We start from the raw sequence: 20,990 nt of genomic DNA, 5'->3' as shown, positions 1-20,990 counted from the left end.
CGCTATCCAAAATGCGCTCAACGGACACACTATGAATCCTGATCTCGCCGCCCTTCACCCCTATCCGTTCGAGAAGCTGGCCGCCCTCAAGGCTGAACTGACTCCTCCGGCGGGCCTTGAGCATATTCCGCTGACCATTGGCGAGCCCCAGCACGCTCCCTACCCCGCGGCGCTAAAAGCCCTGACGGCCCATCAGCAGGAGATGGCCCGTTACCCGGCCACCAACGGCCTGCCCGCCCTGCGCGACACCCTGGCCCAGTGGGCTACCCGGCGCTTCAACCTGGCGGGCCTTGATGCCGAACGCCAGGTGCTGCCGGTGAACGGCACACGCGAGGCCATTTTCGCATTCGTGCAGGCCGCGCTCGACCGTACTCGCCCCGCCAAGGTTGCCGTGCCCAACCCGTTCTACCAGATCTACGAAGGCGCTACGCTGCTGGCCGGTGGTGAGCCTCTGTACCTTGACTGCGCTGCCGAAAACGGCTTTCGCCCGGACTTTTCCACGCTCAGCCCGTCCATCTGGCGCGATGTACAGATCGTGTTCATCTGCTCACCGGGCAACCCGACCGGTGCGGTGACACCAGTGGACGAGTTCAAGCAGCTGATTGCCCTGGCCGACGAGCACGACTTCATCATTGCCTCGGATGAGTGCTATTCGGAGCTCTATCTGGATGAGAGTGCGCCGCCGCCCGGGCTCTTGCAGGCTTGCGCCGAGCTTGGCCGTGACGACTACCGCCGCTGCGTGGTGTTTCACTCGCTCTCCAAACGGTCTAACCTGCCGGGGCTGCGCTCGGGCTTCGTGGCCGGCGATGCGGATATCCTGGCGCCGTTCAAGCGCTATCGCACCTACCACGGCTGCGCCATGTCGCTGCCGGTACAGCATGCCTCCATCGCCGCCTGGCAGGATGAAGACCACGTGCGCGCCAACCGCGACGCCTACCGCGAAAAGTTCAGCGCGGTAACGAAGGAGCTGGCGCCGGTAATGGACTTTCCCGTGCCCGAGGCGAGTTTCTACCTGTGGCCTGCGGTGCCCGACGGCGACGACATTGCCTTTGCCCAGCGGCTTTATACCGAGCAGCACGTAAGCGTACTACCAGGCAGCCTGATGGGCCGGGCCGACGCTCAGGGCACCAACCCGGGCACAGGACGATTGCGTCTCGCGCTGGTGGCCGAACTGGCGCCAACGCTCGAGGCGGCCCGGCGTATCCGGCAACTGATCGAACACGGCTGACCGAAACGGACGACTCCATGCACTTGAGCCATGCCGCTGACGGCACACAAAGCGAGTGAGGTTATATGTTCACGCTGTACATCATCGACACCTGCGATACGTGCCGCAAGGCGCGTAAGGCGCTGGAAGAGAATGCCATTCCCTTCAAGACCCACGACCTGCGCAAGGATGGCCTGTCAGCCACCCTGCTTGAGCATATTCTGGAGCGCGTACCGCTGGTGGAGGCCATCAACAAGCGCAGCAAGACCTGGCGCGATCTTTCCCAGCAAGAGAAGGATGGTCTGGATGCGAACTCAGCTCGTCGGCTGCTCATCGAGCACCCGACGCTGCTCAAGCGTCCGCTTCTGGACATGGGGGGCAACGCCATCAAGGTGGGCTACCGCGACGGCGATTACGATAACCTGAGCGCCTGATCGGGCGCTTTTACCTGTTTGACTGCCATACACGGCTGGGCACTGTTGATGCACCGGCTGACAGCGCCATTAACCATAGGATGAGATGTTATGCTGAGCTTTGCGCTTGGAATCGGCACGCAGAATACCCAGGGCGACTGGCTGGAAATCTACTACCCGTCCCCCCTTTACAATCCCCAGGAGAGCCTGGTGAGCGCCGCTCGCGATGCGCTTGGCGCGCCTGCAGGCAATGCCGCGGTAAGCTTTTTGCCGGAAGACTGCACTCGCCTTGCCAAGGCGCTGGAAGCCGCCGGCCACGGCGAGCAGGCCGAACTTGCCGAATCGCTGGCAGAAAGCCAGCGTCCGCTGGTCGCCATGTTCCTGGAAAGCGACGAAGCGCCGCAGACCGCGCCCGAGGTCTACCTCAAGCTGCACCTGCTCTCGCATCGTCTGGTCAAGCCCCACGGCGTCGATCTGACCGGCATGTTCGGCCTGCTGCGCAACGTTGCCTGGACCAGCGAAGGCGCCATCGATATCGAGGAGCTGCCCGCACGTCGCCTGAAAGCGCGTCTGGCAGGTCGCACGCTGTCCGTCGACTGCGTGGATAAATTCCCCAAGATGACCGACTACGTCGTACCGACCGGAGTGCGCATCGGCGATACCGCGCGGGTACGCCTTGGCGCGCACCTGGGCGAAGGCACCACGGTGATGCACGAAGGTTTCGTCAACTTCAACGCCGGCACCGAAGGCCCCGGCATGATCGAAGGGCGTATTTCGGCAGGCGTCATGGTCGGCAAGGGGTCGGACCTGGGCGGCGGCTGCTCGACCATGGGCACGCTCTCGGGCGGTGGCAATATCGTGATCAAGGTGGGCGAAGGCTGCCTGATCGGCGCCAATGCGGGTATCGGCATTCCGCTGGGCGACCGCTGCACGGTCGAAGCAGGACTCTACGTCACGGCGGGTACCAAGGTGACCCTGCTGGATGACAAGGGCGATGAGGTCAAGACGCTGGCGGCACGCGACCTGGCGGGGCAGGACGACCTGCTGCTGCGTCGCAATTCGCAAAATGGACGCATCGAGTGCCTGACCAATAAAAGCGCCATTGCGCTGAACGAGGCGCTGCATGCCCATAACTGAGCCTGACACGCTGTCGCCTACGCTGCAGCTTGCCTTTGCGCTTTTAAGCCGCCCATCCGTCACGCCGGACGATGAAGGCTGCCAGGACGTCATGATCGAGCGCTTGCGTGCGCTCGGTTTTCATATCGAGCGTATGCCGTTTGGCGATATCAAGAACGTCTGGGCGGTGCGCGGCCATCATGGCCCGGTCATCGCGTTTGCCGGGCATACCGACGTCGTACCCAGCGGCCCTCCGGCGGGCTGGGAGTTTCCGCCGTTTTCACCCTGCATCGACGATCACGGCATGCTCTGCGGACGCGGCGCGGCGGACATGAAGGGCAGCCTGGCGGCCATGGTCACCGCCGTCGAGCGCTTTGTTGCCCGCTACCCGGACCACGACGGCCGCATCGCCTTTCTGATCACCTCCGACGAAGAAGGCCCGGCGGTGGACGGCACCCGGGCGGTGGTCGAACAGCTTCGCGAGCGCAATGAGCGCCTGGATTACTGCATCGTGGGCGAGCCCTCTTCTACCGAGCGGCTGGGTGACGTGATCAAGAACGGCCGGCGCGGATCGCTGGGCGGGGTGCTGCATGTTCGCGGTGTTCAGGGTCACGTGGCCTATCCGCACCTGGCGCGCAACCCCATCCATCAGGCGATGCCGGCGCTGGACGCACTGGTCAACGAGCACTGGGATGCAGGCAACGACTTCTTCCCGGCGACCAGTTTCCAGATCTCCAATCTACGCGCCGGCACCGGGGCCACCAACGTGATTCCTGGTGACGTGGAGGTGGTCTTCAACTTCCGCTTCTCGACCGAAGTGACCCACGAACAGCTCAAGGCACGCACGGAAGCCATTCTGACCCAGCATGGCCTCGAGTATCAGCTGGACTGGACGCTGAACGGCGAGCCGTTCTTGACCGCTGAAGGCGCGCTCGTGGAAGCGGCCATACGCGGCGTGGAGGCAGTGACCGGCAAGCGCCCGGCGCTTTCCACCAGCGGCGGCACTTCTGATGGACGCTTCATTGCCACCCTGGGCGCTCAGGTGGTGGAGCTGGGGCCGCTCAACGACACCATACACAAGGTGAACGAGCGCGTGCGCGCCAGCGACCTGGATGATCTGAGCCGCATCTACGAGGCAACGCTTCAGGCACTGCTGACAACCGACGAGGTATGCCTATGATGGATCGCTATCCGGATATTGAAGTGTATGTGGCAAGCGTTTCACACGAGGCGCTCAACGTCTGGCTTGCCGAGGCACTGCTGGCGCCGCCGCTCACTCCGGCGGGCAAGGGCAAGTGGAAGACCCGCGGCACGCACCAGGGCGAGGACGTCCCGGTACTGCTGGTGGAAAACGCCGCCGACGGCTTTTCAAGCCTCTGGTTCGATAGCCCCGAGACCCCCTGGATGACCGACCAGGAGTGCGCCCAGCATGCCGCCGCTGCCCTGCAGACGGAGATCCGCTGCTCGCTTGGTGGTTGGCACCCCGGAGCGGACCCTGATCGTTTCTGGCAGGTACTGCCGGATGGCCGTGAAGGCGCTATCGAGTGGCCGGATTCGGGCCGCTGATGGACTGAACGCAATCGACCCCGCCGGGGCGGGGTCGATTGGTGTTACGCCAGAGACGCGTTTGGACGTAGCGATTTCTACTCGATGATACTGACGTCATCCGCCTGCAGACCACGGTCGTTCTTGATGACGTGGTAACGCACGATCTGCCCTTCTGCCAGCATGCGCGGGCCACGGCCGCGAATAGCGCGAAAGTGAACGAACACGTCTTCGCCGTTATCGCGGGTGATGAAGCCGTAACCCTTGTTGGTGTTGAACCACTTCACTTCACCCTCTTCCCGACCGTCGTTGGGATCGATGATGTCTTCCTCTTCATCGTCCAGTTCATCGACCGGCTGAGGACGAGGCGCTGCCTTGGCACGAGCAGTATCTGAACGCTCGACGCCGGCCGTGACGACCATTGGCGGCGCCAATGCAGCAGAGGCCAATGTACCGATACACAAAACGATAAAGCTTCCCAAGGCGACGGCGATATAGATGCCGCTGACACCACTGATGGCCAGTTCAGCCTGCCACAGTTCCGCCAGGGGGGCGTTGGTTAAATGAACAATCCCCGCCAGCAGAAGCGGCGTGGGGGCGGCTAGCAATACACTGATCAATAAACAGCGAAACACAACTTTTGGATTCATAGATGATAAAAGCTCTCTTGTTGTATGGGTAACAGACGAAGGACAATACCCGAACCGCCAGGCCCATTCCCGACAGTACCGGACATACTACACAAGGTTGCCATGTTACCATGACACAAGACTTTTCTCCTGCCGAGCTGACGCAACACCTTGAAGCGCTGGAAAGCCGCCTCGCCTACCAGGAGCACTGGCTGGATACCCTTGATCAGGCGGTGGTCCAGCAGGAACGCCGGCTTGAAAAACTCGAGCAGCTAAGCGCCTTGATGCGCGAACGCCTGCGCGAGCAGCACCAGGCCCTGCAGGATAACGCAAGTCAGGGCGCAGGCCGTCCGGAAGACGACGTGCCCCCTCACTATTAGAACAGACGGCTTCAACGTCAAGTATTAGCCAAGGGCACTTGCCGGGTCGTGGCACTCAAGGCCAAAGGCCCTTGCCACTGCCGGGTAGGTGATTTTTCCTGCATGCACATTGAGCCCCGGCAGAAAGTGGCGATCATCCCCCAGCGCCTGTTGCCAGCCCTTGCCGGCAAGAGCCAGCACAAAGGGCAGCGTGGCGTTGGTCAGCCCAAGCGTCGAAGTGCGCGCCACCCCACCCGGCATGTTGGCTACGCAGTAGTGCACAATGCCATCCACCATGTAAGTAGGCTCAGCGTGGGTGGTGGGCCGGCTGGTTTCAAAGCAGCCGCCCTGGTCGATGGCCACGTCTACCAGCACGCTGCCAGGCTTCATGTCGGCCAGCATGGCGCGAGTGATCAGCTTGGGCGCGGCGGCGCCGGGAATCAGCACCGCGCCAATGATCACATCGGACTCGCGCACGGCGTGATCCAGCGCATCTGCCGTGGAGTAGACGGTCTTGATACGCCCCTGGTAGCGGTCATCCAGCACGCCCAGGCGCGCCAGCGACTTGTCCAGAATGGTCACCTCGGCGCCCAACCCCAGCGCCATGCGCGCAGCGTTCTCGCCTACCACGCCGCCGCCAATCACGGTGACCTTGCCAGGCGACACGCCTGGCACCCCCGGCAGCAGTACACCAGAGCCGCCTTGGGCCTTCTCCAGGCTATGCGCTCCCGCCTGCACCGCCATACGTCCAGCCACGGTGCTCATGGGCGCCAGCAGCGGCAGTCCGCCCTGGGCATCGGTGATGGTTTCATAAGCAATACAGGTCGCTCCGCTCTCCATCAACCCACGCGTCAATGTCTCTTCAGCCGCTAGGTGCAGGTAGGTAAACAGCGTATGCTGCGGCGTTAGCCGGGCAACCTCTTCCGGCTGGGGTTCCTTTACCTTCAGAATCAGCTCGGCACCTTGCCATAGCGCGTCGATATCGCCTTCGATCCGCGCGCCGGCCGCTTCGAAATCGGCGTCGTTGAAGCCTGCGCCCTCACCCGCCCCGGCCTGTACGGTCACCGCATGGCCCTGGCCGACAAGTTCGCGTGCCCCGGTGGGGGTCAGCGCCACACGGTACTCGTGGTTCTTGATTTCCTTGGGAACGCCTATCTGCATAGTGATCTCTCCTGAGCCAGCATATAAGTTCATCTAGCATTACAGCACAGCGAGAGAGCACCGCTGAGGCATAACCTTAAAACAGAAAAAACGCCTATAAAGGCGTTTTCATACAGCGTTATTTATCGCATTGGCGAACCTTAACAGACTTTTAGCTTGTCTCTTTCACCAGTACTGCTCCGTAGATTTTCTGATACTCATCGGGCAGGCGCTTGGGCCGCCCGCTGGAAAGCGCGATGCAGGCAAACCGGGTGCGCGCGTTCAGCAGGGTCTTGCCATCCTCGCGCCGCTTCAATTGAAAGCGCCGCGTCAGGGTGAAGCGACCATCACATCCAACGATCCAGGTGGCAAGCGCCAGTTCGTCACCGGCAAAGGCCGGGGCCAGGTAGTCTAGCTCATGACGGTGCACCGCCATGGCGCGATCCAGCTCGCGGTAGCGCTCGATACAGAGCCCCAGCGCTTCAGAGTGGGCCCAGCTGATCTGCTCTACCCAGCGCAGATACTCGCTGTTGTTCACGTGCCCGTAGGCATCGATCGAGGCACGCTCGACGTGAATATCGATCACGTAGGGATCTGGCAGTACCCACTCCATGAGGCTCTCCTTTATCGTGCGCTCGTCCAGGCTCACGCTGACTTGGGCTACTTAATCGCGAAACACCCGAACGCCCAGCGCTTTCAGGTACGCGGTTTCCGGGATCGCCGGGTGTACCGGATGGTCCGGCCCCTGATGGCCCTGGAAGATCACCTGGCCGTGGCGGTCCTGGTGGCGCACCGCGCCGCGTACGACATCCACCAGGCGGTCGGCTGCCAGATGCATGGAGCAGGACGCCGAGAGCAGCAGGCCATCGCGGCCCAGCAGGCGCATGGCTTCACGGTTCAGGCGTGCATAGGCACGCTCGCCGTTGGGAATATCCTTGCGCTTCTTGATGAACGCCGGCGGATCCAGGATCACCACGTCGAACTGCTCACCGTCGGCCTTCAAGGCGGCCAGCGCCTCGAAGGCGTCGCCTTCGCCAATCGCCACCTGTTCGGCCACGCCATTGAGCTCGGCGTTGCGGGCGACCCGCTCCAGCGCCGGGCCGGAGGCATCGATGCACAGCACCTCTGAGGCGCCGCTGGTCGCGGCCTGCACGCCCCAGCCACCCACGTAGCTGAACACGTCCAGCACGCGCTTGCCGGCGACCTGACTGTTCAGCCATGCCCGGTTTTCACGGTGATCGAAGAACCAGCCGGTCTTCTGGCCATCGAGTACCGGCACCACGAAGCGAGTACCGTTCTCTTCGATCACGACGTCATCAGGCAGTGTGCCCTTGACCACGTCGACGTGGGCCTCGAGGCCTTCCTGGCGGCGCCCGCCGGTGTCGTTACGGAAGACGATTACCTCGGGCTTGATGACCTTTTCGAGCGCATCGACGATTTCATCAGCCAGGGCCTGCATGCCGGCAGTGTTGAGCTGCACGACCAGCACATCGCCAAACCGGTCGATGACCAGGCCCGGCAGTAGATCGCCCTCGCCGTGAATCAGACGATAGAACGGCTTGGCATAGAGACGCTCACGCAGGGCCAGCGCCTGGTTGAAGCGGTGGACGAACAGCGAACGGTCAAGGCGCATTTCCGGGTCGCGGGACATCACGCGTCCGGCAATCAGCGAATGCGGGTTGATGTAAGCCACGCCCAGGGTTTTACCGTTGGACGCTTCCACCAGCGCAGCCTCGCCGGCGGTAAAGTTCTTGAGCGGCGTCTCCTTGATATCCACTTCGTTGGAGTAGATCCACAGATGGCCGGCCTTCAGGCGGCGATCAGCATTTTTATTCAAGCGCAGGCGTTGGGTCACAACAGTCTCCAAAAGCGTAGACAACAAGATAGAGAGGGCGGCCAGCGCTCATCGCTGGCAGACAGGGCAAAACACGCTGGCCCGCTGGCCAAGCGTAATACGCTGAAGCTCTGCTCCACAGCGTAGACAGGGTTCGCCCTGGCGCCCGTAGACATTCAGCCGCTGGGCAAAATAACCCGGCTCGCCCTGGCCGCTGACAAAATCGCGCAGGGTGGTGCCGCCCTGGGTAATCGCCGCCGCCAGTACTTCCTTGACGGCGGCGGCAAGCGCCTCATAGCGCGCCAGGGAGATACGCCCGGCCGCGCGGCGCGGGTCGATCCCCGCCATGAACAGCGCCTCCGACGCGTAGATATTGCCCGCCCCGACGACCACGCGGTTATCCATCAAAAAGGGCTTGACCGCCATGCGCTTGTTGCGGGAAAGCGTATACAGCCAGCGGCCGTCGAACGCATCATCCAGAGGCTCCGGCCCCAGGTGCACCAGACGGCGGTCTGCCGTGCCGTCGCCCAGTTGCCAGTCGACGAAGCCAAAGCGCCGCGGGTCATGATAGCGCAGCACGTGTCCATTGGCGGTTACCACGTCAATATGGTCGTGCTTCCTGGGCATATCGCCCACCTGAGCGATCCGCAGGCTGCCCGACATGCCCAGGTGCCACAGGAGCGTGGCGTCCTCGCCTGCCTGGTGCACCGGTATCTGAAGATACTTGGCGCGCCGGGTCAGGGTACCGATGCGCGCGCCGATCAAGCGCTCGGCCAGATCATCAGGCACGGGAATACGCAGCCGCGGCTGGCGAACCAGCACCTCGGTGATCTCCTGGTCTTCAAGGTAGGGGGCGACGCCACGCTTGGTGGTTTCGACTTCGGGCAGTTCGGGCATGAAGGGGACCTGGTAACGATATCAGTACGCGCAGGATGGGCAGGCACGCCAAGCTCTTAAAAAAGGTACTTAAAAAAATGCCCTTACGCAAAGCCCATACATGCAAAAACCCGGCGAGAGGCCGGGTTTTCAACAGGCGCTCGCCTGCGGTGAAAGCCGATCATCGCTTGCGCGATTACTTGATCTTGGCTTCCTTGTAGATAACGTGCTTGCGGACCACCGGGTCGTATTTCTTGAATTCGAACTTGTCCGGGGTATTCCGCTTGTTTTTATCCGTGGTGTAGAAGTGGCCTGTACCGGCACTGGACACCAGCTTGATCTTATCGCGCATGGTTTAACTCTCCCAATAATGCTGTCTTAGATGGCGTCGCCGCGCTTACGGATATCAGCCAGAACCGTCTCGATACCTTTCTTGTCAATGATACGCATGCCCTTGGAGGAGACGCGCAGCTTGACGAAGCGGTTTTCGGATTCAACCCAGAAACGATGGGTGTGCAGGTTCGGCAAGAAACGACGACGTGTCTTACGCTGGGAGTGTGAAACGTTGTTACCAGTTACCGGACGCTTGCCGGTAACCTGACATACTTTGGACATGAGAGCCTCCAACCGCTTGGCCAGGGTATAAGCCTGAGTGTTCAAAACTGTCGGGCAAACCGGAAGAGAGGGAGTCGACGCCGTTAACCGCCTAGCTGTGCCCAAATCCGTTATTCAACCCAAGTTTAAAGGTGGCACTTTATACCAGAGCACCCGACCATCGACAAGCAAAACCGCCCAAAAAGGCTAAAAAAAGCCGTTTTGAAGGCATTTCATCTGTAAAGCCAGCGCGATACGCCTGCTTTTCATCCACTGCTCATAGCCAGCCGCGCTCGGCAAAAGAGACCACGTCTCCATCCCCCACCACGAAATGATCCAGAACGCGCACCTCAAAAAGGCCGAGGGCATCTTTCAAGCGGTCGGTAATACGACGATCGGCATCGCTAGGCTCAGCCACGCCGGAGGGGTGGTTATGGGCCAGGATAACGGCGCCGGCGCTAAGTTCCAATGCGCGCTTGGCAACTTCGCGGGGGTAAACGGATGCGCTGTCTAGGGTACCGCGAAACAGGGATTCATAGCGAATGATTCGATGCTGTGTGTCCAAAAAAATTACCGCGAACTCCTCATGTCCCAAGTGGCGCAGCTGGGAACTCAGGTAGTGGCGCACCAGCTCCGGCGAGGTCAGCGCATTGCCACGAGCCAGCTGGCTCGCCAGATGACGCCTGGAGATTTCAAGCGTGGCCTGAAGCTGCGCGAACTTGGCACTGCCAAGCCCGCGGGCGGCGCAAAAGCTCGCCTGGTCGGCTTCGAGCAGCGGACGCAGGCCGCCAAAGGTGCTCAGCAGGTCACGCGCCAGGTCGACCGCCGAGCGCCCCTGCACGCCCACGCGCAGAAAAATCGCCAGCAGTTCGGCATCCGACAGGGCCTGCGCACCCATGGTCAGAAGCTTTTCTCGTGGCCGCTCACCCTCCGGCCAGTGATTGATCCCCATCTACCCTCCTCGCTGCATGAAAGCCCTTGAAGCTCAGTAAACCTAGCTTAACCGTTATGGGCTTCAACATGCCAAACTGGCAAAACGGATGGTATGGTAGGCCTTTCAAAGAACGCTCATGTGGACTTGCTGCCATGGTTTCTGACACTCCCTCGATATCGACGCTTGCCGGCAAGCGCATCCTTCTGGGCGTAAGCGCCGGTATTGCCGCGTACAAGAGCGCACTGATCGTGCGCCTGCTCAAGCAAGCCGGCTGCGAGGTCCGCGTGGTGATGACCGATGGCGCCCAGGCGTTCATTACGCCGTTGACGCTTCAGGCACTTTCCGGGGAAGCCGTGCGCACCTCGCTTCTCGACCCGGAAGCCGAAGCCGGCATGGGCCACATCGAGCTTGCCCGCTGGGCGGACCTGGTGCTGATTGCGCCCGCCACCGCCGACCTGATCGCCCGGCTGGTCAACGGCATGGCGGATGACCTGCTCACCACGCTGTGCCTGGCCTGCGAAGCGCCCAAGCTGATTGCGCCGGCGATGAACCAGGCCATGTGGCGCCACCCGGCCTCCCAGCGCAACGCCCAGCAGCTGGCGCTGGATGGCTGGCAACTGATCGGCCCGGCCTCCGGGGACCAGGCCTGTGGCGATGTCGGCCCCGGGCGCATGAGCGAGCCCGATGCCATCTTCGAAGCGGTGGCCGCCCATTTTGCCGGTACGTTTACGCCCGGCCATGGCCCCCACGTAGTGATTACCGCAGGCCCTACCCGTGAGCCGCTGGACCCGGTGCGCTATCTCTCCAACCACAGCTCGGGAAAGATGGGCTATGCCCTGGCCGCCGCGGCCGTGGCTCAGGGCGCCCGGGTAACGCTGATCAGTGGACCGGTAGCGCTGCCCACGCCCCTGGGCGTGACGCGTATCGATGTTGAATCCGCCGCCCAGATGCATGCCGAGGCCCTGCGCCTGGCGCCGCAGGCGGCACTGTTCATCGGCTGTGCCGCGGTCGCCGATTACCGCTCGGCGTCTCCTGCAGAACACAAGCTTAAAAAACAGGATGATAGCGACACCCTGACGCTCACATTGATCAAGAATCCGGATATCATAGCCGAGGTCGCGGCGCTGCCCGCGGGTAGCCGCCCGCGGGTAGTCGGATTTGCCGCCGAGACCCGACAGGTCGAGCGCTACGCCGCTGACAAGCTCGACCGCAAGGGCCTGGACATGATCGTCGCCAACGATGTCTCTCGAGCTGGCCTTGGCTTTGGCAGCGACGAAAACGCGGCGCTGCTGCTGTGGCGTACCGCCGCGGGCATCGAACAGCGCAGCGAGCCCCCTCAGCCGAAAACCCAGCTGGCCCAGGGCATCATTCGCCAGGCGCTGACGCTGCTCTCCGTTTAACCTTTTGATGAACACCTCTTCAACGCTGGAGCCCTTCATGACCACCCGCCCCCGCCTGCAGTGCAAAGTGCTCGATGAGCGCCTGCGCGATTACATGCCGCACTACGCCACCGAGGGCTCCGCCGGCATGGACCTGCGCGCCCTGCTCGATGAACCCCTGACGCTGTCGCCCGGCGACTGCCAACTCGTACGCACGGGGCTTGCCATCCACATTGAGGACCCCGGGCTTGCGGGCATGATCCTGCCGCGCTCGGGCCTGGGCCACAAGCATGGCATCGTGCTGGGCAACCTGGTCGGCCTGATCGACTCGGACTACCAGGGCGAGCTGATGATATCGGTCTGGAACCGTGGGCAGGATGCCTTCACGCTCTCGCCCTTCGAGCGCCTGGCGCAGTATGTACTCGTGCCCGTGGTGCAGGCAGAACTCGACATCGTTGACGCCTTTACCGACTCCACCCGGGGAAGCGGCGGCTTTGGCAGTACCGGCCGCCAGTAGCCAGGTATCATTACGCCACGTTTGACAGGACACAGCCCATGGACGTACCTGCTTCGATTTTTCGTGCCTACGATATCCGCGGCATCGTGGACAAGACGCTGAGCGAATCCACCGCCGAATGGATCGGCCGCGCCATCGGCGCCGAGGCCGCGGCCCGCGGCGAACAGAGCGTGATTGTCGCCCGCGACGGCCGCCTCTCGGGACCCTCCCTGCAGGCGGCGCTCATCCGTGGCTTGACCGCCGCCGGGCGCGACGTTATCGACATCGGCATGGTACCCACCCCGGTGCTCTACTTCGCCACCCATACACTGCCCGAGAGCCGTTCGGGCGTGGTAGTCACCGGTAGCCACAACCCGCCGGACTACAACGGCTTCAAGATCGTGCTGGCCGGCGAGACGCTGTCCGGCGAGGCGATCAGAGCACTCCTTACGCGTATCGAATCAAACGACTTGACCAGCGGTCAGGGCAGCGTGCGCACGCTGGACATCCGCGAGGCCTACCTTGCCCGCATCCTGAATGACGTTCACGTCAAGCGCCCCTTGAAGGCGGTGGTGGACTGCGGCAACGGTGTAACAGGCGAGCTTGGCCCGCAGCTGATCGAACAGCTGGGTGTCACCACCACCGCCCTGTTTGCCGAGATCGACGGCCGCTTTCCCAATCACCACCCGGACCCCGGAAAACCCGAAAACCTCAAGGACCTGATCGACAAGGTGCAGGCAACCGGCGCCGATATCGGGCTTGCCTTTGACGGCGACGGCGACCGCGTAGGCGTTGTCACGCCGCGCGGGCGGATGATCTACCCTGACCATCTGCTGATGGCGTTTGCCACGGACATGCTCTCGCGCACCCCGGGCGCCCGGGTGATCTTTGATATCAAGTGCACCGGCAACCTGGCCCGGGTCATTGCAGACGCCGGCGGTGAACCTGAAATGTGGCGCACCGGCCATTCGCTCATCAAGGCGCGTATGCAGGCGACCAATGCACAGCTTGCCGGGGAGATGAGCGGACATATTTTCTTCAAGGAGCGCTGGTACGGTTTTGATGACGGCCTTTATGCCGCCGCACGTCTGTTGGAAATATTGGCGCTTTACAATGAAGATGCCGATGCGTTTTTCGACCGCTTCCCCCAGGACCCCAGCACGCCGGAAATCAATATCCCGGTCAGCGACGAGGAGAAGTTTGGCCTCATTGAAGCGCTTGCCCGCGAGGGCGACTTCGGCGAAGGTATCAAGACCACCCTGGATGGCATCCGGGTCGATTACCCCGACGGCTGGGGTTTGTGCCGGGCGTCCAACACCACCCCGGCCCTGGTGCTCCGGTTTGAAGGCAAGAACATCGACGCCCTCACGCGTATAAGGGAGCGCTTTGCCACCGCGCTGGCACGCGTGGCGCCATCGCTTGCGATTCCCGCAACGCCGATCCAGGCGCCAGCCACGCGACGATAACAAGCGCCGTTCGCCGCGCGCCCTCCGGGTAAAAAGAAAACACAAGCAAGGGACAACATCATGAATTCAGCCAGTCGCGACCCCAAGGTCGTTGTCGAAGTGCTCTCTGAAGCGCTTCCCTATATCCAGCAGTTCTCCGGCAAGACCGTGGTGGTCAAGTATGGCGGCAACGCCATGACGGAGGACACGCTGATCAACTCGTTTGCCCGCGACATCGTGCTGATGAAAGAGGTCGGCATCAACCCGATAGTGGTGCACGGCGGCGGCCCGCAGATCGGCAGTCTGCTGGAGAAGCTGAACATCGAGTCACGCTTTGTGAACGGCATGCGGGTGACCGATTCGCAAACCATGGACGTCGTGGAAATGGTGCTTGGCGGCCTGGTCAACAAGAGCATCGTGAACCTGATCAACCAGAGCGGCGGCAAGGCCATTGGCCTGACCGGCAAGGATGGCGCCCAGATCCGTGCCCGCCAGCTCAAGGTGGAGCACCAGAGCCCCGAGATGACCGTACCCGAGATCATCGATATCGGCCATGTCGGCGAAGTGGAGTCGATCTCCACCGACCTGATCGAGATGCTCGCTGCGCGCGATTTCATCCCCGTCATCGCGCCGATCGGCGTGGACGGCGAAGGCCACAGCTACAATATCAACGCCGACCTGGTGGCCGGCAAGCTTGCCGAAGCGCTGGGTGCAGAAAAGCTGATGCTCCTGACCAACGTGGCGGGTCTGATGAATGGCGAAGGCGAGGTGCTCACCGGTCTCAGCACGCTCCAGGTGGACGCCTTGATTGCCGACGGCACCATCTACGGCGGCATGCTGCCCAAGATCCGCTGCGCGCTCGATGCGGTGAAAGGCGGTGTCAACAGCGCGCATATCGTGGACGGGCGCGTTCCTCACGCAGTGTTGCTGGAAATCTTCACCAACGCTGGGGTAGGCACTCTCATCACTGACGCGAGCTGACCACGACGGAGGGTTAACGTCATGAGTGACGACCGTAAACCTCGCCGCCGCGAGCAGATTCTCCAGGCGCTGGCCTTGATGCTGGAAGAAGACAGCGGGAAGCGCATCACCACGGCGGCCCTGGCGCGCCAGGTCGGCGTTTCCGAAGCTGCGCTTTACCGCCACTTCCCCAGCAAGGCGCGCATGTTCGAGGGTTTGATCGATTTTATCGAAGAGAGCCTGTTTGCGCGCATTACGCGGATTCTGGAAGACGTGCCCGACGCCACGGCACGCTGCGGCACGATTCTGGCGCTGCTGCTGGGCTTTGCCGAAAAGAATCCCGGCCTTGCCCGGGTAATGGGCGGCGATGTGCTGACCGGCGAAACCGCCCGCCTGCGCCAGCGCGTCCATCAGCTGTTCGAGCGCATGGAGATGCAGCTCAAGCAGATCATTCGCGAAGCCGAATTGCGCGAAGGCCGCCGCCCGAGCATCCCCGCCTCGGCGGCGGCCAACCTGCTGATCGCCCAGGCCGAAGGACGCATCTCGCAGTACGTGCGCAGCGACTTCAAACGCGCCCCCACCGAGCACTGGGAAGCGCAGTGGGCGCTGCTGGCCGGGCAGCTATTGCGCGAAGCGCCCCAGCCAGCCTGAACCGCCAGGTGGCCGACAGGGGTTGGCCACCTGGCCTATTCTGGCATCCTGAGCCAAAGGACGGCGCGTTTGAACATTACCCACCTTGAACACACGATCATCGCCCTGCTTTTTCAAGCCCTGCTTTGGCCATTTGTCGGCCGCTGGGTGGCGGGGTCGTTGATTGTCGCGGTCTTTCTCGGCCGCGAAATCGCACAACACGAGTACGCCGGCGGCGGTCCCAACGAGGTATGGTACCTCTATGGGCTGTTCAACCACTGGTCGCTGGATTCCGTTCTGGATGTGCTCACCCCGGCCGTTGCCTGCACGGTGCTGGCGCTGCTGATGCCCGGCAGCACGCTGTGGAAACGATTCAAGGCGCCCCGCTAGGCGTTCAGGTTATAAAAAAACCGGCGCTGCCAAGGCGGCGCCGGTTTTTGAAGAGCGTGCGTCGTACTCAAGCCGCGAGAGCGTCACCCATCTTCTGGCGCAGCTTCTTCATGGCGTTCTTTTCAAGCTGACGGATACGCTCGGCGCTGACCCCGTACACATCGGCCAGATCGTGCAGCGTGGCCTTGTCATCGGTCAGCCAGCGGCGCTGGAGGATATCCCGCGAACGCTCGTCCAGCCCTTTCAGTGCCAGCTGCAGACGGCGCGTCGAATCCTCTTCGAAGTCACTGTCTTCGAGCTGAGTCGCCGGGTCGGCAGAGGCATCGTCCAGAAAGTAGGCCGGCGCCTGGTAGGTGCTCTCTTCATCATCGCTTGGCGAGGCGTCGAAACCGGCGTCGTAGGCCGAAAGACGCCCTTCCATGTCGCGCACGACCTCGGGTTTGACGTCGAGGTCCTTGGCAATTGCCGCGACTTCATCGTTATTCAACCACGCAAGGCGCTTCTTGGCGCTGCGCAGGTTGAAGAACAGCTTGCGCTGGGCCTTGGTGGTGGCAATCTTGACGATGCGCCAGTTACGCAGCACGAACTCGTGAATCTCGGCCTTGATCCAGTGTACCGCAAAAGACACCAGACGCACGCCCTGGTTGGGATCGAAACGCTTGACCGCCTTCATCAGGCCGACGTTGCCTTCCTGGATGAGATCCGCCTGGGGCAGACCGTAACCGGAATAGCTGCGCGCGATGTGAACCACGAAGCGCAAATGTGAAAGCACGAGGCGACGCGCGGCCTCCAGGTCGCCATCATCGTACAGGCGGAACGCCAGTTCGCGCTCTTCTTCGACGCTCAGCACCGAAATGCCGTTGACTGCTTGAATATAGCCCCCCAGGTCATGGCCTGGAGAAAGCTGTCCCACCGGTAGAAGACTAGTGCTCATGTGCAAACGGTCTCCCTTTTGATCTGCCGTGATGGGCGAACGTGGTTGAAAACACACATTTCGCCTCCATTGATCTCTAAGACTCTGCCTGCCAGACAAGGTTCACTCGTTTGCAGGCTTACTGGTTACATCAAATGCTGGTTTTATCCACTGCGCGTTCAGGCGCCACCTCTTGTCCAGTCTAAACGCTTGCCCAGCCTAAACGGATATTGTTACCGTTAGCGGACACGCCAGGTGACCTAACGCGGGCGAATGCTCGTAAGATGACGCGTGACCGCAAGCCAGGCACCCAGCCAGCCCAGCAGCGTACTGCAGGATAGCAAAATTGTAGCGCCTGTCATATCCAGCTGCGGCAATGAGAAGCTCGCGCCGTAGCTTGCTGCCAGTGCAGCCACGGGCAGCGACAACCAGTGATTGCCCAGCCCAAGCAGGCCAAGGGCCAAGAGGCCCCCACCCAGGCCGTACCAGGCACCGCTGTACAGAAACGGACGCCGCACGAAAGCGTGGGTGGCACCAATCAGCATGACCACCTCGATTTCCCGGCGGCGACTCTCGACTGACAGACGAATGGTATTGCCGACCACCAGCAGCACGCCAAGCCCGAACAGAACGCCCAGCGCCAGGGCCACCCGCCGCCCGAGCGCGGCCAGATGGCGCAGACGCTCGACCCAGGCCAGATCCACACGCACTTCATCGACGCCTGCCAAGGCCTCAAGCGTACTGGCCAGCTGCTGCATGGCGAGGGGTTCCACGCTGCGGGGGCGCACCACGATGCTGGCAGGCAACGGATTATCGGCAAGCCCGGCCAGCGCATCGTCCAACCCCAGCGATTGCTGGAACTCCACCATGCCCTGCTCGGCGCTGATCATGCGGGTGTCGAGCACCGCCTGCTCGGCGCTCACCGCCTGCTCGATGCGCTCAGCCTGGGCGGTATCCACGGAGGTTTGCAGATACACCGTGAGCGTGGCGCTCTCGTCCAGTTCGGCATCCAGAAGGCGGGCGCTGTCCAGGGTCAGCCACAGGGCAGCGGGCAGCACCAGAGCAATCGCGATGGCCAGCATGGTCAGCAGATTGCCCACCGGGTGGCGCACCAGACGGTAGAAGCTGTCCCAGCTCATGGCCCGATGATGACGGCCCCAGGCACGCAGCCGGCTTGAAAAGCGCGTCTGGTGACTGTTGGCGCCACCGCGCGACTTGGGCTTGGGAGATTCTGGACGCGCAGGTGCACGCGCCTTGGTTCTGGACACCTTGGGCGCGGCCCCCTTGGGGCGTCTGGGCGTGGCAGAAGGCTTCATACGGCTCCCTCGTCGGCCACCAGTCGGCCATCGCGCAGGCGCAGGATACGGTGGCGCAGGCGGGCAATCAGCGCCAGGTCGTGACTTGCAATCATCACCGTGGTGCCGATGCGGTTGAAGTCCTCGAAAAGCCCCATGATGTCGGCGGAAAGCTGCGGGTCCAGGTTGCCCGTGGGCTCGTCGGCGAGCAGCAGCGACGGCTTGTTGACCACCGCGCGGGCAATGCCCACCCGCTGCTGCTCGCCGCCGGAAAGCTCCACGGGCAGCGCCTTTTCACGGTGCAAGAGGCCGACCTTGTCCAGCGCGGCGCGCACCCGGCGCGCCGTTTCACGCGGCTCGATCCCCTGAATCTCGAGCGGCAGCGATACGTTGTGGAACACGCTTCTATCGAACAGTAGCTGGTGGTCCTGAAACACCACGCCGATCTGGCGGCGGTAGAACGGTACCTGGCTGGCGTGCAGTTGGGCAATGTCGTGCCCGGCGACCACCACGCGTCCACGGCTGGGTCTTTCAAGGCGCATGATCAGGCGCAAAAGCGAGCTTTTGCCTGCCCCGGAGTGGCCGGTCAAGAACACCATCTCACCGCGCTCGACGCGAAAATTCAGGTGGGCCAAGGCTTCAAAGCGTCCGCCGTAGCGCTTGCCGACGTGCTCGAAAGCGATCATGCGCGGCCGTCATCCCCTTGGCGGTCGAACAGCGCGTTGACAAAGTCTTCCGCCTCGAAGGGCCGCAGGTCATCCAGGCCTTCGCCCACGCCGATAAAGCGAATGGGGGTATTGAGCTGCTTGGCCAGGGCAAAGATGATGCCGCCCTTGGCGGTACCGTCGAGCTTGGTCAGGGTGATGCCGGTCACTGGCACGGCTTCGTTGAAGGTGCTGGCCTGGGAGATCGCATTCTGGCCGGTGCCCGCGTCCAGCACCAGCATCACTTCGTGAGGCGCAGTGTCGTCGAGCTTCTTCATCACCCGATGGACCTTTTTCAACTCCTCCATCAGGTGGCTCTTGTTGTGCAGACGCCCGGCGGTATCGGCGATCAGCACATCCACTCCACGCGCCTTGGCCGCCGCCACGGCGTCATAGATGACCGAGGCACTGTCGGCGCCGGTATGCTGGGCGATGACCGGTACCTTGTTGCGCTCGCCCCACACCTTGAGCTGCTCCACCGCCGCGGCGCGGAAGGTGTCGCCGGCGGCCAGCATGACGCTCTTGCCTTCGCGCTGAAACCGCTGGGTGAGCTTGCCGATGGTGGTGGTCTTGCCGACGCCGTTGACCCCGACCACCAGAATGACGAAGGGGCCGTCCGCCTGGCGGTTCAGGTCCAGCGGTGTGGCCACCGGGCCCAGCATGGCCGCAAGCTCTTCCTGCAGGCCGCGGTAGAGCGCCTCCGGGTCGTTGAGCTCCTTGCGTGATACCCGCGCCTCGAGGCGCTCGATGATCTCGCTGGTAGCTTCGATACCCACATCCGCCATCAACAGTTGGGTTTCCAGGTCTTCCAGTAGCTCGTCGTCGATCTGCTTCTTGCCCAGAAACAGGTCGGCAAGGCCGTCGGTCAGGTTGGCGCGGGTCTTGCCAAGGCCTGATTTGATACGCGCAAACCAGCCTTTCTTCTCGCCCTTCTCGGCAACCGGTTTCTCCTGCGGGGCCGGCCTGGGGTCGGTGTTCTCCACCAGCACGGGGGCAGGCTTGAGCTCCGGCTCGGGGTCGGGCGTCGGCGCTATGTCCGCATCCGATTCAGCTTCAGGTTCGGGTGTCGGCCTGGAGTCAGTTTCGGGCGCGGTCTCGGGCTTGAAGGCAGGCTCGCGCTCAGGCTCAGGCTCGGGCGCCGGTGTGACGTCGGGTTCGGGCGCCGGCTCAGGGGTTGTCTCAGGCTCGGGCGTTGGCTCAAGTTCGGGCCGGGGCGCCTTTTCGGGTTCGGCTTGCGACTCGGCGAGCGCCGGCGCCTCCTCAGGCACCGAGGCGGGCAGCTTTTCACTCGCTGGCGCTTCAGGCTGCTCCTCGACCGCTGGCTGTTGCGACTCCTCTTTGTTCAATTCTTCCTGGGAGTCATGCTTTTTCTTACGCTTGAAAAAACCAAACATGGGGGTCATCCGACTAAAAAGGTGAACATTGTGACCATCCTACCACCGCCAACCAAGACTTTGGATAAGTAGCCCGCTACAATCCGCGATATGACACGACAACGCTCCTCTCGCTCTTCATCTCGCTCACGCTCTGGCCCGGCGACTGCCGCTGGCGGATCCACCAGGCCGTCGGGCAAGCTCCGTATTATCGGCGGTGACTACCGGCGCCGCCAGTTGCCCGTGCTCGATCGTCCCGGCCTTCGTCCGACGCCGGACAGAGTACGTGAAACGCTGTTCAACTGGCTGGGGCAGGCGCTTTACGGCCAGCGCGTGCTGGACTTGTTTGCCGGTACCGGCGCACTCGGTATAGAAGCTCTCTCGCGCGGGGCCGCCCGGGTCGATTTTATCGAACGCGACAGCAGCGTGGCGGCGTTTATCACCCGGAATCTGGCCACCCTTGGCGCTGACCGCGGCCAGGTAGCCACCGGTGATGCGCGTGCGTTTCTGGAACGAGATGCTACCCCTTATGACCTGGTATTTCTGGATCCGCCCTTTCATCAGGCGCTTGCCGAGCCCTGCTGCAACGCGCTGGAAGCAGCCGGGTGGCTTGCCCCGGACGCCATGATCTACCTGGAGACCGAGCGCGCGCTCACCCCTGTGGTGCCCGCCAATTGGCAACTGCACCGTGAAACCCAGGCAGGTGAAAGTACCGCCCGCCTCTACCGGCGGCAAACACCCTAAACAGCGCTTGCCGA

Annotated in this window: 25 protein-coding genes; 13 read left to right on the top strand and 12 right to left on the bottom strand. The window is 62.5% G+C overall.

The annotated features are described in order from the left end of the window. The first annotated feature begins 31 nt into the window (after window positions 1-31). The 5 genes from dapC to HW452_RS05785 all read left to right on the top strand — a co-directional run bounded on the left by dapC (window position 32) and on the right by HW452_RS05785 (window position 4,302). Window positions 32-1,228, top strand: a complete 1,197-nt coding sequence (dapC, locus tag HW452_RS05805) for a succinyldiaminopimelate transaminase (protein ID WP_224105158.1) — start codon at window positions 32-34, stop codon at window positions 1,226-1,228. 65 nt (window positions 1,229-1,293) lie between these two features. Beyond that, window positions 1,294-1,641 (top strand): Spx/MgsR family RNA polymerase-binding regulatory protein, encoded by a 348-nt coding sequence (locus tag HW452_RS05800; protein ID WP_224105157.1) that lies wholly within the window; start codon window positions 1,294-1,296, stop codon window positions 1,639-1,641. Window positions 1,642-1,731: 90 nt separating this feature from the next. Continuing rightward, entirely contained in the window at window positions 1,732-2,757 is a 1,026-nt protein-coding gene (dapD, locus tag HW452_RS05795) for a 2,3,4,5-tetrahydropyridine-2,6-dicarboxylate N-succinyltransferase (RefSeq protein WP_224105156.1), read from the top strand. Then, window positions 2,744-3,916, top strand: coding sequence for a succinyl-diaminopimelate desuccinylase (gene dapE / locus HW452_RS05790; protein ID WP_224105155.1), 1,173 nt, complete (start codon window positions 2,744-2,746; stop codon window positions 3,914-3,916). The genes dapD and dapE overlap by 14 nt, the downstream gene beginning before the upstream one ends. Further along, window positions 3,913-4,302, top strand: a complete 390-nt coding sequence (locus HW452_RS05785) for a hypothetical protein (RefSeq protein WP_224105154.1) — start codon at window positions 3,913-3,915, stop codon at window positions 4,300-4,302. Before dapE ends, HW452_RS05785 begins: the two co-directional genes overlap by 4 nt. Window positions 4,303-4,379: 77 nt before the next feature. Here HW452_RS05785 and HW452_RS17635 read toward each other — a convergent pair whose 3' ends face one another. Continuing rightward, complete coding sequence (locus HW452_RS17635; RefSeq protein ID WP_317986320.1) at window positions 4,380-4,931, bottom strand: cold shock domain-containing protein; 552 nt, start codon at window positions 4,929-4,931, stop codon at window positions 4,380-4,382. Window positions 4,932-5,041: 110 nt separating this feature from the next. Here HW452_RS17635 and HW452_RS05775 point away from each other — a divergent pair, with 110 nt between their 5' ends. Next, complete coding sequence (locus HW452_RS05775; protein ID WP_224105153.1) at window positions 5,042-5,290, top strand: SlyX family protein; 249 nt, start codon at window positions 5,042-5,044, stop codon at window positions 5,288-5,290. A gap of 24 nt (window positions 5,291-5,314) precedes the next feature. Here the strand turns inward: HW452_RS05775 and ald are convergent, their stop codons facing one another. The 7 genes from ald to radC all read right to left on the bottom strand — a co-directional run bounded on the left by ald (window position 5,315) and on the right by radC (window position 10,665). Further along, window positions 5,315-6,430 (bottom strand): alanine dehydrogenase, encoded by a 1,116-nt coding sequence (gene ald / locus HW452_RS05770; RefSeq protein WP_224105152.1) that lies wholly within the window; start codon window positions 6,428-6,430, stop codon window positions 5,315-5,317. A gap of 151 nt (window positions 6,431-6,581) precedes the next feature. Continuing rightward, window positions 6,582-7,022 (bottom strand): acyl-CoA thioesterase, encoded by a 441-nt coding sequence (locus HW452_RS05765; RefSeq protein ID WP_224105151.1) that lies wholly within the window; start codon window positions 7,020-7,022, stop codon window positions 6,582-6,584. 51 nt (window positions 7,023-7,073) lie between these two features. Continuing rightward, complete coding sequence (locus tag HW452_RS05760) at window positions 7,074-8,264, bottom strand: class I SAM-dependent rRNA methyltransferase (RefSeq protein WP_224105150.1); 1,191 nt, start codon at window positions 8,262-8,264, stop codon at window positions 7,074-7,076. Window positions 8,265-8,312: 48 nt separating this feature from the next. Further along, entirely contained in the window at window positions 8,313-9,140 is an 828-nt protein-coding gene (mutM, locus tag HW452_RS05755; RefSeq protein ID WP_224105149.1) for a bifunctional DNA-formamidopyrimidine glycosylase/DNA-(apurinic or apyrimidinic site) lyase, read from the bottom strand. A 175-nt stretch (window positions 9,141-9,315) separates the two neighbouring features. Further along, window positions 9,316-9,471, bottom strand: a complete 156-nt coding sequence (rpmG, locus tag HW452_RS05750; RefSeq protein ID WP_009098622.1) for a 50S ribosomal protein L33 — start codon at window positions 9,469-9,471, stop codon at window positions 9,316-9,318. A 26-nt stretch (window positions 9,472-9,497) separates the two neighbouring features. Continuing rightward, entirely contained in the window at window positions 9,498-9,734 is a 237-nt protein-coding gene (gene rpmB, locus HW452_RS05745) for a 50S ribosomal protein L28 (RefSeq protein WP_038481085.1), read from the bottom strand. A 256-nt stretch (window positions 9,735-9,990) separates the two neighbouring features. Then, the gene (gene radC / locus HW452_RS05740) at window positions 9,991-10,665 is read right to left on the bottom strand and encodes a RadC family protein (RefSeq protein WP_224105148.1); all 675 of its coding nucleotides are present in this window, start codon (window positions 10,663-10,665) and stop codon (window positions 9,991-9,993) included. Window positions 10,666-10,799: 134 nt separating this feature from the next. Here radC and coaBC point away from each other — a divergent pair, with 134 nt between their 5' ends. The 6 genes from coaBC (at window position 10,800) to HW452_RS05710 (ending at window position 15,947) form a co-directional block, all read left to right on the top strand. Further along, the gene (coaBC, locus tag HW452_RS05735; RefSeq protein ID WP_224105147.1) at window positions 10,800-12,047 is read left to right on the top strand and encodes a bifunctional phosphopantothenoylcysteine decarboxylase/phosphopantothenate--cysteine ligase CoaBC; all 1,248 of its coding nucleotides are present in this window, start codon (window positions 10,800-10,802) and stop codon (window positions 12,045-12,047) included. Between the two features lie 37 nt (window positions 12,048-12,084). Beyond that, complete coding sequence (gene dut, locus HW452_RS05730; RefSeq protein WP_224105146.1) at window positions 12,085-12,543, top strand: dUTP diphosphatase; 459 nt, start codon at window positions 12,085-12,087, stop codon at window positions 12,541-12,543. Window positions 12,544-12,581: 38 nt separating this feature from the next. Beyond that, window positions 12,582-13,988 carry a phosphomannomutase/phosphoglucomutase gene (locus tag HW452_RS05725; protein ID WP_224105145.1) on the top strand — a complete coding sequence of 469 codons (1,407 nt, stop codon included), beginning with the start codon at window positions 12,582-12,584 and terminating at the stop codon, window positions 13,986-13,988. 60 nt (window positions 13,989-14,048) lie between these two features. Continuing rightward, the gene (argB, locus tag HW452_RS05720; protein ID WP_224105144.1) at window positions 14,049-14,948 is read left to right on the top strand and encodes an acetylglutamate kinase; all 900 of its coding nucleotides are present in this window, start codon (window positions 14,049-14,051) and stop codon (window positions 14,946-14,948) included. 21 nt (window positions 14,949-14,969) lie between these two features. Beyond that, the gene (gene slmA, locus HW452_RS05715; RefSeq protein ID WP_224105143.1) at window positions 14,970-15,578 is read left to right on the top strand and encodes a nucleoid occlusion factor SlmA; all 609 of its coding nucleotides are present in this window, start codon (window positions 14,970-14,972) and stop codon (window positions 15,576-15,578) included. A gap of 69 nt (window positions 15,579-15,647) precedes the next feature. Beyond that, window positions 15,648-15,947 (top strand): hypothetical protein, encoded by a 300-nt coding sequence (locus tag HW452_RS05710; RefSeq protein WP_224105142.1) that lies wholly within the window; start codon window positions 15,648-15,650, stop codon window positions 15,945-15,947. Between the two features lie 67 nt (window positions 15,948-16,014). Here HW452_RS05710 and rpoH read toward each other — a convergent pair whose 3' ends face one another. From rpoH to ftsY, 4 genes are all read right to left on the bottom strand, one after another. Further along, window positions 16,015-16,881, bottom strand: coding sequence for an RNA polymerase sigma factor RpoH (gene rpoH, locus HW452_RS05705; protein ID WP_224105141.1), 867 nt, complete (start codon window positions 16,879-16,881; stop codon window positions 16,015-16,017). Window positions 16,882-17,120: 239 nt separating this feature from the next. Further along, entirely contained in the window at window positions 17,121-18,176 is a 1,056-nt protein-coding gene (ftsX, locus tag HW452_RS05700; protein WP_224105140.1) for a permease-like cell division protein FtsX, read from the bottom strand. Beyond that, window positions 18,173-18,841, bottom strand: coding sequence for a cell division ATP-binding protein FtsE (ftsE, locus tag HW452_RS05695; RefSeq protein WP_224105139.1), 669 nt, complete (start codon window positions 18,839-18,841; stop codon window positions 18,173-18,175). The genes ftsX and ftsE overlap by 4 nt, the downstream gene beginning before the upstream one ends. Beyond that, window positions 18,838-20,253, bottom strand: coding sequence for a signal recognition particle-docking protein FtsY (gene ftsY / locus HW452_RS05690; RefSeq protein ID WP_224105138.1), 1,416 nt, complete (start codon window positions 20,251-20,253; stop codon window positions 18,838-18,840). Before ftsY ends, ftsE begins: the two co-directional genes overlap by 4 nt. Before the next feature lie 90 nt (window positions 20,254-20,343). Between ftsY and rsmD the strand changes: the two genes are divergently transcribed. After that, on the top strand, window positions 20,344-20,976 hold the full coding sequence (gene rsmD, locus HW452_RS05685) for a 16S rRNA (guanine(966)-N(2))-methyltransferase RsmD (protein WP_224105137.1): 633 nt from the start codon (window positions 20,344-20,346) through the stop codon (window positions 20,974-20,976). The last annotated feature ends 14 nt before the right edge of the window (window positions 20,977-20,990 follow it).

It is taken from the genome of Vreelandella aquamarina (genome assembly GCF_020075495.1).
GTDB classification, from domain to species: Bacteria; Pseudomonadota; Gammaproteobacteria; order Pseudomonadales; family Halomonadaceae; genus Vreelandella; species Vreelandella aquamarina_A.
The sequence above is the reverse complement of the archived record's forward strand: the minus strand, read 5'-3'. Positions and strand labels throughout refer to the sequence as shown.